10 protein-coding genes are annotated in these 10,648 nt (G+C 68.8%); 5 read left to right on the top strand and 5 right to left on the bottom strand.

All coding sequences use genetic code 11. From position 1 onward, the window contains the following. The 3 genes from ACFOY6_RS22955 to ACFOY6_RS22945 form a co-directional block, all read left to right on the top strand. Positions 1–96: fumarylacetoacetate hydrolase family protein (locus ACFOY6_RS22955; protein WP_379652346.1), on the top strand; the 96-nt coding region annotated here is incomplete at its 5' end. Positions 97–100: 4 nt separating this feature from the next. Further along, on the top strand, positions 101–796 hold the full coding sequence (locus tag ACFOY6_RS22950) for a polysaccharide deacetylase family protein (protein WP_379637792.1): 696 nt from the start codon (positions 101–103) through the stop codon (positions 794–796). Continuing rightward, a complete protein-coding gene (locus ACFOY6_RS22945) occupies positions 793–1,773 on the top strand; it encodes a Bug family tripartite tricarboxylate transporter substrate binding protein (RefSeq protein WP_379637764.1) in 981 nt (326 codons plus the stop codon). The genes ACFOY6_RS22950 and ACFOY6_RS22945 overlap by 4 nt, the downstream gene beginning before the upstream one ends. Before the next feature lie 180 nt (positions 1,774–1,953). Here the strand turns inward: ACFOY6_RS22945 and ACFOY6_RS22940 are convergent, their stop codons facing one another. From ACFOY6_RS22940 to ACFOY6_RS22930, 3 genes are all read right to left on the bottom strand, one after another. Beyond that, complete coding sequence (locus tag ACFOY6_RS22940) at positions 1,954–2,835, bottom strand: alpha/beta fold hydrolase (protein WP_379637737.1); 882 nt, start codon at positions 2,833–2,835, stop codon at positions 1,954–1,956. Between the two features lie 337 nt (positions 2,836–3,172). After that, a complete protein-coding gene (gene pcaB / locus ACFOY6_RS22935) occupies positions 3,173–4,543 on the bottom strand; it encodes a 3-carboxy-cis,cis-muconate cycloisomerase (protein ID WP_379652345.1) in 1,371 nt (456 codons plus the stop codon). Between the two features lie 82 nt (positions 4,544–4,625). Continuing rightward, entirely contained in the window at positions 4,626–5,636 is a 1,011-nt protein-coding gene (locus tag ACFOY6_RS22930) for a Bug family tripartite tricarboxylate transporter substrate binding protein (RefSeq protein WP_379637634.1), read from the bottom strand. A gap of 103 nt (positions 5,637–5,739) precedes the next feature. On the opposite strand from ACFOY6_RS22930, the gene ACFOY6_RS22925 reads away from it, so the two are divergent. Next, positions 5,740–6,534, top strand: coding sequence for a GntR family transcriptional regulator (locus tag ACFOY6_RS22925; protein WP_379637614.1), 795 nt, complete (start codon positions 5,740–5,742; stop codon positions 6,532–6,534). A 325-nt stretch (positions 6,535–6,859) separates the two neighbouring features. Here ACFOY6_RS22925 and ACFOY6_RS22920 read toward each other — a convergent pair whose 3' ends face one another. Together ACFOY6_RS22920 and ACFOY6_RS22915 are read right to left on the bottom strand one after the other, a co-directional pair. Continuing rightward, positions 6,860–7,540: an HAD family hydrolase gene (locus tag ACFOY6_RS22920; protein ID WP_379637592.1), complete on the bottom strand. Its 681-nt coding sequence runs from the start codon at positions 7,538–7,540 to the stop codon at positions 6,860–6,862. Between the two features lie 36 nt (positions 7,541–7,576). Beyond that, positions 7,577–9,127, bottom strand: coding sequence for a mannitol dehydrogenase family protein (locus ACFOY6_RS22915; protein WP_379652344.1), 1,551 nt, complete (start codon positions 9,125–9,127; stop codon positions 7,577–7,579). A 215-nt stretch (positions 9,128–9,342) separates the two neighbouring features. On the opposite strand from ACFOY6_RS22915, the gene ACFOY6_RS22910 reads away from it, so the two are divergent. Next, positions 9,343–10,200: a hypothetical protein gene (locus ACFOY6_RS22910; protein ID WP_379637566.1), complete on the top strand. Its 858-nt coding sequence runs from the start codon at positions 9,343–9,345 to the stop codon at positions 10,198–10,200. The last annotated feature ends 448 nt before the right edge of the window (positions 10,201–10,648 follow it).

Raw genomic sequence — 10,648 nt, 5'->3', positions numbered from 1 at the left:
CGCAAGCCGCCGGTCTTCATGAAGGGCGGCGACACGATGGAGATCGAGATCGAGGGCATCGGCACCCTCGTCAACACCGTCGAGGACGAGGCCTGAAACGATGCCGGGCGAGAGGCTCCAGGGCGCCGCAACCGGGGCGCCCAGCATCACCCTCTCCTTCGACAACGGGCCTGAGCCGGAGGTGACACCGGGCGTGCTGGAGGTGCTGCGGCGGCGCGGCCTTCCCGCCACCTTCTTCGTCCTCGGGCACAAGCTGGCGACGCATCGCGCTTTGGCGGAACGGGCGCATGCCGAGGGCCACTGGATCGGCAATCACACCTGGAGCCATGCCGGGCCGCTGGGTGACGCTCCCGGCGGCGCCGCAGCCGCTGAGGCGGAGATCGCCCGTACCCAGGAGCTGATCGGCGATCTCTCGCACGAACACCGGCTGTTCCGCCCGCAGGGCGGCGGCGGCGCCCTGGGCCCGCACCTGCTGAGCCAAGCCGCGCTCGACCTCCTGACGCACGGCGCTTTCACCTGCGTGCTGTGGAATGCCGTGCCGGGCGACTTCCGCGATCCGGATGGCTGGGTGGATCGGGCGCTGGACATGTGCCGCGGCCCGGGGCCCGTCGTGCTGGTCCTGCACGACCTGCCGAATGGCGCCATGCGCCACCTGGACCGCTTCCTCGGCAGCCTGGCCGACCAGGGCGCTCAATTCACGCAGGAGTTTCCGGACTCCTGTGTTCCGCTCCGTCGCGGCATCGCCACAGGGTCCGTCACCAACTACGTCAATTCTCGCGCAGGAGCCTCCGCATGACATTCGCCACACGCCGCGCCCTGCTGGGCGGGCTTGCCGCCGCGCCACTGCTGGCCCGCTACGGTGCCGCACAGGCGCAGGGCACATGGCCGGACCGGCCGATCCGCCTCGTCGTACCTTTCGGCGCCGGCACCACGACGGATGCGCTCGGCCGCATCCTGGGCGACGCGCTGGCGAAGGATGTCGGGCAGCCCGTGGTGGTGGAGAACCGCGCCGGCGCCGGCGGCAATGTCGGCGCGCAGGCCGTCGCGCAGGCGGCTGGCGATGGCTACACGCTGCTGCTCGGCACCAACGGCACGCACGGCATCAACAGCAGCCTCTTCCCCAATCTGGGCTTCGATCCGGTGAAGGACTTCACCCCGATCGCGCCCTTCGTCACCACGCCATCCGTGCTGGGCGTGCCGGTCGCCCTGAAGGCCAATTCCCTGGCGGAGCTGATCGCGCTGACCAAGGAGAAGCCGCTGAGCTTCGCCTCGGCAGGCAACGGCACCACGGGGCATCTCTCGCAGGCGCTGTTCAACATGCGGGCGGGGCTGGAGACGCAGCACGTTCCCTACCGCAACGCCAGCCAGGCGATCACCGACCTGATCGCCGGACGGGTGGACGGGATGTTCTATCATCCGCTCGGCCTCAAGCCGCATCTGGAGGCCGGCACGCTGAAGGCGCTTGCCGTCACATCGGCCAAGCGCATCGCCATCCTGCCCGATGTGCCGACCATGCAGGAGGCAGGGGTGGCGGATTTCGTCGTGGAAGGGCGGTGGTCGCTCTACGGCCCTGCCAAGATGCCGGCGGACATCGTGGCCCGGCTCAGCCGGGCTACCAACGCCCTGCTCGCCGACCCGGCGGCGCTCAGGACCCTGCGCGCCCAGGGCGTGGAACCGGTGGGCGGCTCGCCGGAGCAGCTCGCGGCGATGACGCGGGACGAGATCGCGAAGTGGCGGCCGGTCATCGCCGCCGCCAACATTCGTCCGGATTGAGGAAATACGGCCGGGGCTCCGGCTTGGCCAGCAACCCGGAGGCGGCACGATTCCGGTCGTCCGCACCGGGTTGGCCTGCTTTTCCCAGGCCTTGGCGCCTGCCGGCACCGTCACCCGATCAGGTGGATTCACCTGATCGGGACATATCGTGGATGAGGGAAATGTCGGGTCGGGGCGGTGCTAGCGCGCCGCCTGCGCCTGCTGGACGAACTCGGCCAGCTCACGATTATAGCGCTCCGGCTCCTCCCAGAACGGCGCGTGGCCGCTGTCGGGGTAGAGGGAAAGCCGGGCACCCGGCACGGCGGCGGCGGTGAAGCGCGCGATCGCCGGGGTCAGGATGCGGTCCTTCTCGCCATGGGTGACCAGAACGGGCAGGCGCAGCGCCCTCAGAACCGCCGCGTAGTCGGCGGGACGGCCCGAGAGGCCTGCACGCACGTAATGCGGCGCCAGCATGTTGAAGGCGAGCATGGTCTGGAAATCGGCCGGATCGGGCTGGGTGGCGAAGCAGGCGCGCAGGAACCGGATCGTGCCGTCGATGAAGCCCTCGACGCCCGGCGCCAGCATCGCCTGGGGGCCGAGCAGCCCGACATCAGGGCCCAGGAAGGCAGGGTCGCCGAGCGTGCTGCTGGCATCGACGTAGTTGATGCCGGCCACGGCATCGGCACCGTGGGCGGCGAGATAGTCGCCGACCACCCGCCCGGCATAGGACCAGCCGACCAGGACGGGACGCTGCAGCCCAAGTTCGGCGATGACGCTCCGCACATCATCGGCCCAGACCTGGCCTAGCTTGTAGAAGGCATCGCCCTGTGGCTTGGCGCTCATCCCGTGGCCGCGCAGGTCGATCGCCACCATGCGGAAGGCGCGGGCCAGCGCCGGGTCGCGCAGCTGCCGGTCCCATGACAAGGCGGCCTGCGCGAAGCCGTGCAGGAACAGGATCGCGGGTCCCTGCGGATTGCCGAATTCATATGTCGCGAGGCGCACGCCATCGGGCGAAGTGACGAAGCGCGGATTGTAGCCCGCTTTCTCCGTGGAGGCGGGCGGCTGCTGCGCGCGGGCCGCCATGGACGGGAGCAGTGAGGCTCCAAGAGCGGCCGCTCCCAGCGCCATCATATCCCGCCGGCTTGCCGGATACTGGTTCATCTTCTTTCCTCCCTCGCGGCCCGACCGCCGCCCTCGGCGATCTCCGGCCGCTGAACTGGACTCGGGCCGACGGATGCGCCGGTGCTGCCGACACGTTTGCCGCCGACATGTTCCAAACCCCGGTCGCCCCCGTCGATCGGTCCTCGGGCGGCCGCAGACGCTGAATGGCCGAGGGCGCCTTCTGCGCGAGATCCGGTCTCGTGGGCGCCCCGGGCTGCCGAAGCGGCCAGGAGGCGCAGTCCCTTCCTCCGTTCCGGCGCTAACTGGCTTGCCGCCGTGAAGCGGCGACGGCGCGGTCCACCATCTGGGGCGCCATGCCGAGATAGTTGGCCGGGTCGGTCAGCCGGTCGATGGCGGCGCGGTCCAGGTGGCGGGTGACCTCCGGGTGGCGCGCCAGGGCGTCCGCCAGCGTGCCGCCCTGTTCGTTCACCTCGCGGCAGACATCGTAGACGAGGTCGTGCGCCTCGTCGCGGCCCGTGAAGGGTGCCAGGCCCATCATCACGGCCTCGGCCACGATGAGGCCCTTGCTGAGGGCGAGGTTCTGCCGCATGCGCGCCTCGTCCACGATCAACCCGCCCAGGGCGAACTTGGCCTGGTGCAGCGAACCGGCCGTGAGGACGAAGCTCTCCGGGATCGCCATCCACTCGGCGTGCCAGGGGCCGGTCGCCCGCTCGAGATCGTGGATCATGGCGTCCAGCATCAGGCCCGCATGCTGCCGGACGCCCTTGGAGGCCGCCAGCATCAGTTCCGAGGAAATCGGGTTGCGCTTCTGCGGCATGGTCGAGGAGGCGCCGCGGCCTTTCACGAAGGGCTCGTACACCTCGCCGAACTCGGTGGAGGCCATGAGCATGATGTCGTAGGCGATCTTGCCCAGCGAGCCGGTGACGAGGCCGAGAAAATTCACCACCTCGGCGAAGCCGTCGCGGGCGACGTGCCAGGTGGTGACCGGCACGCCAAGGCCGAGTTCCTCGCAGAACGCCTGCTGGACCTCCAGCCCGCGCTCGCCGAGTGAGGCGAGCGTGCCCGCGGCGCCTGCGAACTCGCCCACGAGCACGCGGGGCCTGAGCTGCCGCAGGCGCTCGGCGTGCCGGTCGAACATGGCCAGCCAGATCGCGGCCTTGTAGCCGAAGGTGACCGGCAGGGCCTGCTGCAGGTGCGTGCGCCCGGCCATCGGCGTGTCGCGGTGCTTCGTCGCCAGCTCGGCGAGGATCTGCCGGAGGGCGCCGATCTCCGCCTCGATCACGTCCAGCCCGGCGCGGACGCGCAGCACGTCCGCCGTGTCCATGATGTCCTGGGTGGTCGCCCCCCAGTGGATGTAGCGCCCGGCCTCGCCACACTGCTTCACCAGCTGGTGGACGAGCGGCAGGATGGGATAGCCGACATTGTCGGTCTCCCTGCGCAGCAGTTCGAAGTCCAGCGCGTCGATGCTGCAGCGGGCGGCGATCTGCTCGGCAGCCTCGACCGGAATGACGCCGCAGCGCGCCTCGGCCTTCGCCAGCGCGATCTCGACCTGGATGTAGCGGGCGATCAGGGTGCGATCCGAGAAGACCTCCCGCATCCGGGGCGTTCCGAAGGCATCGCGGAACAGGCCGGAGTCAATGACGGTGGTCGCGGAAGCGAATGATGCCACGGGAACTCTCTCGGGGGTCGGTGGTTTCGAACATGCTCGGCGGATGGCCGCCCAGGCTGGCCATCCTGTTCTCGGAAGCGCCCTATTCGGGCTTCACCCCCGCCTCTGCCAGGACGCCGCGCCAGCGCTCCATCTCGGCGGCGAGGAAGGCGCGGGTGCCGTCGAGGTCGGCGGCCGCCATCGGCACGTTGCCGAGCTCCGCCAGCTTGGCGACAAAGGCGGGGTCGGCGAGGGCCTTGCGGCTCTCGTCATGCAGCTTCGCCACGATCGGCGGCGGCGTGCCCGCGGGGGCGAGCAGCATGTTCCAGGTCGACATCCGGAACTTCGCCAGTTCGGGGATGCCGCTCTCCCGCACCGTCGGCAGCTCCGGCAGGAACGGCACCCGCTCGGCCGAGGTGACGGCCAGCGGCCGCACCAGGCCGCCGCGGATATTGCCCAGCGCGGTGGTCGAGGTGTCGTTCACCAGGGTGACGATGCCCGCCATCAGGTCCGCCATGGCCGGTGCCACGCCGCGATAGACGACGTGGTTCATGCGCGTGCCGGTGAGCGACAGGATCTGCACGGCGGAGACGTGGGCGGCCGAGCCGTTGCCCGCCGAGCCGTAGTCGAAGTGGTCCGGCCGCGCCCGAACCGCATCGATCAGGTCCTTGAGGCTCCGATACGGCGCATTCGCGCCCACCAGGAGGACGACCGGCCCCTCCATCAGCGTGGCCAGCGGCACGAAGTCGGCCGCCGCGTCGTAGGGCAGGCGGCGGTAGAGCCACGGGTTGATGGCGTGGGAGAGGTTGTTGAACAGCAGCGTATAGCCATCCTTCGGCGCCTTCGCGACGACATCGGCGCCGATGGTGGAGCCGGCGCCGGTGCGGTTCTCGACGACCACGCGACCGCCCAGCTGCTTGCCGAGCTGCTCCGCGAAGACGCGGCCGAGCGTGTCGGTCGGCCCTCCGGCGGAGAAGGGCAGCACCAGGCGGACCGGCCGGTCCGGGTAGCTGGCGGTGGCCTGGGCGCCGGCGGACGAGGACAGCAGGGCGGGCGAGGACAGGAGGGCAGGCGCGAGGCCCGCGGAAGCGACCAGCGCGCGGCGGGACAGCATGGCGGTCTTTCCTCCCTTGGTTCGTACTTATTGATTGGTACGAACTATTCAGGAAAACGCAACCCTGCTTGTCAACCGTTTTTTGGTCCGTACCATTGGCACGATGTCGGCCGCACACTCCGCCCCAGCACCCCGCTACGCAGCGCTCGCCCAGGAACTCGCCGAGGAGATCGCGCGCGGCGTGCTGCCGCCGGGCGCGCGGCTGCCGACGGAAGTCGAGCTCTCGGCGGCCCGCGGGGTCAGCCGTGCGACCGTCCGTGCGGCGCTGTTGCGGCTGGAGGAACTGGGGCTGGTGTCGCGGCGGCGGCGGTCCGGCACCCATGTGACGAGCGACGCGCCGCGGCGGCCGGGAAGCTACGCACAATCCCTCACCGGGATCGACGACCTGCTGCAATACGCGGCGGAAACGGAGCGGCGCGTCCTCCAGGTCAGCCCGGTCATCGCCGACGACCTTCTGGCCGCCCGCCTCTCCGTGCGCCCGGGCAGCCGGTGGGTCCATGTCGCCAGCCTCCGCGTGGCCCTGGACGCTACGAGGCTGCCCCTCTGCTGGACCGACAGCTATGCCGACGCGGGCGCCGTGCCCCGGGATTTCGGGCAGCGCCTGCAGGACGGCTCCTTCCGCGGGCTGATCGCTACACTGCTGGCGGAGAGCGCCGGGCGGCCCATCGATGAGGTGGTCCAGGAGATCCGGGCCGCTGGCGTTCCGGAGGGCGTGGTGGCGCAGACCCTGGCGGCGGAGCCGGGCGGCCACGCACTGGAGATCACCCGCCGCTACCTCGACCCCGCCGGTGCCCCGCTGGCGGTGACGGTCAGCCTGCACCCGGCGGAACGCTTCTCCTACACCACCCGGCTCAGGCGCCTGCCGGCGGCGGAGCAGGCTGCTTCCCGGCCCCGATAGGACACGGTGCCTGCATCACCACGACGCGGGACATTGGCACCGCATGTAGGGCGGCCGAGGGGCGCTCCAGCGGATCGCCCGCCGCGGGGAGGGCGGCATACCGCTCACGACGCCGGAGAAGCCAGGCTGCCCTGCCATTGCCACCGTCTCTCCTCAGCGGGCCCCGGTGAATCGGTTCAGCGTCTCAACGGCGAGGTCTTCCGAGAGATCCATTTGCCTTGCCGGCTATGCCCGCCCCGGATGGCCGGCAGCAGGCTGATGCCGGCGAAGGAACCGAAACACGGCGCCGCGTCGCAGTATGTACCGGCCATACGAATGCATTGGCTCAAGCCGCCGTCAGCCTTGCTGACACCATTGGGCGCGCCGCGTGCAGATTCGTGAGGATCGCAGCGCAGCGGGCCCGCATCTCGTCCGTGGGCGGCAAGAGATCTGGCACCATCACCACCGTCATGCCGGCCGCGCAGGCGGCCCGGACGCCGTTATAGGAATCCTCGAATGCCAAGCAGCTCCCTGCCGGCACACCCAAAGCCTGGGCAGCCTTGAGAAACAGATCCGGATGGGGTTTGCCGCGCTCGACATCGTCGCGCGTGATGACAGCATCGAAGCGGCCGAGGATGCCCGTGCGCCGCAGGTGGCGACCGGCCTTGGCACGGCTGGATGACGTGGCGACCGCCTTCCGGGTACCGAGTGCCTCAAGGTCCGCGAGCAGCTCAAGAACACCGGGCTTCAGAGCCAGCGCCCCTGCCTCGATGAGAGCTTCCATATGGCGGCCGGCGGCGCCCAGGTAGTGGTCCGCAGGAAACCCGGACCCGAAGCGCTCCTGCACCAGCATCCGGCAATGATCGGCGGGAACGCCAATCATCGTGTGGCAGAAGGCCTCTGGCGCGTCGATGTTCATCTCCGCCGCGACCTGCATCAAGCTCCGCATCGCGAGGCTTTCCGTATCCACGAGCAGCCCGTCCATGTCAAAGACCACGGCGCTGAAGGGCTGAAGCATGTCAGACATATGAAGTGCTTTCTCTTGATGCCTGGGTGGCGTCGCTCAGGCCGTGAGCCTCATGACGGCAGCGCGTGCTCCGCCCCGTTGCAAAGCCCTCACCGCCTGGGTCAGATCGGCCCGAAAGGCGGCACAATTCGGAAGTTCCGTCCCGAAAGCCTGCTCCACGCCCAGGGCGAGATCGGTCAGGCGCGCCGCGTCGTCCCCGGCCGCCTGGCCGATCGCCTTCAGGTGCTGATCCAGCGGGTCCTCCATCTGTACCGGTCCGGCCTGGCCAGTGCGGCCTGATGCGCAGCAGATCCATGCTGCCACCGCGAGTGTCGTGCAGGGTGCCGGACGGCCTGCGTGGCGATTCTCGCAGAGCGAGGCGAGAAGACGTGTCTGCAGCTTTTCCGATCCATTCCGGCCAACGCGGGTCAGCTGGTGGACGATGCCGGGGTTGCGCCAGCGCCGCAGCAACTGGTGCGCATAGGCCGTGATGTCATGGTCGCTTGGCGGCATGGTCGGCATCTGCTCCCTCAGCATGAAGCGCAGAGCGTAAGATCCGAAGGCCGGGTCGGCCACGAACTCCGCCACGGTCCGGAACCCTGATAAGGCACCCAGGTAAGCAATGGCCATGTGTGTCCCGTTCAGCAGGCGGAGCTTGGAGGCTTCCCATGGCGCCACGTCGGGCACGAATTCCGCGCCGGCCTCCTCCCAGCGGGGGCGCGGACCCTCGAAGGTCTCGATCACCCACTGGCGGAAGGGCTCGGCGGAAACCGGCGCCGCGTCATGAAGGCCGAGCATCGCCGCGGCGTCGGCCTGGTCCACCTCCGTCGCCGCGGGGACGATCCGGTCGACCATGCTGCACGGGAATTGCACGGAGGTGCCGATCCATTCCGCCAGGCTGTCGTCCCGCAGCGCCGCGTAGTCCATTGCGGCCTGGCGCAGCACGCGGCCATTGCCTGCCAGATTGTCGCAGGACATCACCACCGGCGGGCGCAGGCCTGCCTGGCGAACCTGCGCCAGGCCCGCGACAAGGACCCCAATCGCGCTCTGCGGAGTGGCGCCGTGAAGGTCGCGTTGGATATCGGGATGCGCGGCGCAGAGGCGCCCCGTGGTCGCGTCGATGCAATAGGCGGCGGATGTCACCGTGAGGGTGACGATATGGATGTCCGGGTCGAGGAAGCGCGCCGCCATCGCCGCGTGCTCCTCCGGCGCGTAGAGAACCTCCCGTACCGTGCCGATCACCTCGGCCTGCACGCCTTCGGCACCGCGTTCCAGGACGGTGTAGAGGCCATGCTGGGGCCGCAAGGCGTCGCGCATGTCCGGCTTCCTCAGACTCGCCGCGATGATCCCCCATGGTTCGGGCTCGGCGGCATTGGAGGCCTGGAGCGCGCGCTGGGTGAACACCGCCTGATGCGCACGATGAAATGCGCCGCAGCCGAGATGCAGGATGCCGGGGCGCAGAGCCGCGACGTCGAAGCCTGGCCGAGCGACAGAGCGCGGGAGGAGGCCGAGCGTGCGGGGCGAGAGCCGGGGCGGAGCGGTGACATGCAGGCTGGAACTGCCAGGATATTCGAGCGATGCGGCGGAAAGCGGGGACAAGTTGGCCACAGCGAAGAGGCCTCCAGATTAAACATCAGAAGGACCAGCAACCAGTAAACTGAGCGCAGGTTACGAAATCGGAATATAACAATAAATCTACAAGCGGAATGTCTCATATCGTACAGACGAACGCCCTGCAGCCTGCGAGCGGCTGGGTGCTGAGTCCGGATTTTGTTTGATTTTAAAACCAGCCGCCGTCCGATCAGTCGGGCAAGGGGAATTACATGGGAAAGAACCTGATCCTGGCACGTGTGGGCAAGAACTCGCTGCACCGGTGCTGGATAGACCAGGGCAAGCCACGGGATTGGGACCTCTACCTTTGTCCGTTCCAAGAGATCTCGCCCCAGACAGACCTGGACTGTATCGTGGGCCACGTTATTCCCGGCCCGAAGTGGACAGGCCTCCGGCAGCTCCTCAACGACTGGAATGGCTGGCGGGAATACGACCACATCTGGCTGCCGGACGATGACATTCTGGCCACGCAGGACACCATCACCGCGATGTTCGATGCGGCACGCGCGCTGCAGTTCCAGCTTTTCGCGCCGGGCCTGCATGAGGGGTCGCACTACGCCCATTACATCGGCATGCGGAATCAGAGCTTCTTTGCGCGCCGTGTCGGCTTCGTGGAAATCATGGTGCCAGGCTTTAGCCGGGCTGCGCTGGAGAAGCTCCTGCCCACCTTCGATCTCTCAACGACGGGCTGGGGGTGGGGACTTGATTCGCTCTGGCCGAAGCTCCTTGGCTACCAGGGCCTCGGCATCATCGATGGCGTTCCGGTCCTGCACACAAGGGCCGTAGGGCAGTTCCGGGACGCGGAGCTCGGCAGGCGGGTGAACGAGGAATCCGACCGCATCCTGGCCGAGCACGAATGCGGCCAGCGCATGATTACCTTTGCCGGCATCGACCGCGACTTGCGCGAGCGGCAGCTCTCGCCTGACCAGCTCCTCGTGGAACTCGTGCGAGGTTGGCAATACTTGCTTGACCGCGACCCCAGGGTGCTGCGCTGGGTCGTAGAGCAGCAGCGGCCAGCCTTCGAGTGGCCCGGCTATGCGGTGGCTGGCTCGCCAACCAGCCCGGGCTGACGGCTCGGGCATGCCGGCCGAGCGGTCTGGCCGACAGCCTCCGGAGCTTCTGCCGGTCTGGTGGGCGTAGTGTTCAGCCTGCCTGGCTTGGCCCTACCCCGTTTCAGTGGGCACGGGTTGGGGCGAGGTGGCCGCGGCGAGTTGTTCCATCCCGGTCGGCGCCTTGCCGCCGGTCGCCGAGCGGAGGCGCTGCCGATCGCAGAAACCTCCGGTGAAGCCGGAGAAAGCGGAGCTGGCGGCCTGTTGGCTCTCGAAGGGCTCATCCTGCCTCCGCTCGGTCTTTCGGCTGCCGAGGAAGCTTTCACGGGGGCCTTGCCCCGGCGATCGCCTTTCCGGCTCATCGAGCAGAGGAGGTCGTGTCCCGGGTGGTGGTGTAGGAGGTGACCGCTTTTGAGGAGGCGGCCACCGCAATGGTTCTCGGTAGGGTGTGGGTTGTCGAGACCTGTAA

Source organism: Teichococcus aestuarii (genome assembly GCF_042651065.1).
GTDB lineage: Bacteria > Pseudomonadota > Alphaproteobacteria > Acetobacterales > Acetobacteraceae > Pseudoroseomonas > Pseudoroseomonas aestuarii.
The sequence above is the reverse complement of the archived record's forward strand: the minus strand, read 5'-3'. Positions and strand labels throughout refer to the sequence as shown.

Coding starts and splice junctions, on each gene's coding strand:
- ACFOY6_RS22910 (WP_379637566.1), top strand. CDS start 9,343: ATGGGAAAGAACCTGATCCTGGCACGTGTGGGCAAGAACTCGCTGCAC.
- ACFOY6_RS22920 (WP_379637592.1), bottom strand. CDS start 7,540: ATGTCTGACATGCTTCAGCCCTTCAGCGCCGTGGTCTTTGACATGGAC.
- ACFOY6_RS22950 (WP_379637792.1), top strand. CDS start 101: ATGCCGGGCGAGAGGCTCCAGGGCGCCGCAACCGGGGCGCCCAGCATC.
- ACFOY6_RS22925 (WP_379637614.1), top strand. CDS start 5,740: ATGTCGGCCGCACACTCCGCCCCAGCACCCCGCTACGCAGCGCTCGCC.
- ACFOY6_RS22945 (WP_379637764.1), top strand. CDS start 793: ATGACATTCGCCACACGCCGCGCCCTGCTGGGCGGGCTTGCCGCCGCG.
- ACFOY6_RS22940 (WP_379637737.1), bottom strand. CDS start 2,835: ATGGCGGCCCGCGCGCAGCAGCCGCCCGCCTCCACGGAGAAAGCGGGC.
- ACFOY6_RS22930 (WP_379637634.1), bottom strand. CDS start 5,636: ATGCTGTCCCGCCGCGCGCTGGTCGCTTCCGCGGGCCTCGCGCCTGCC.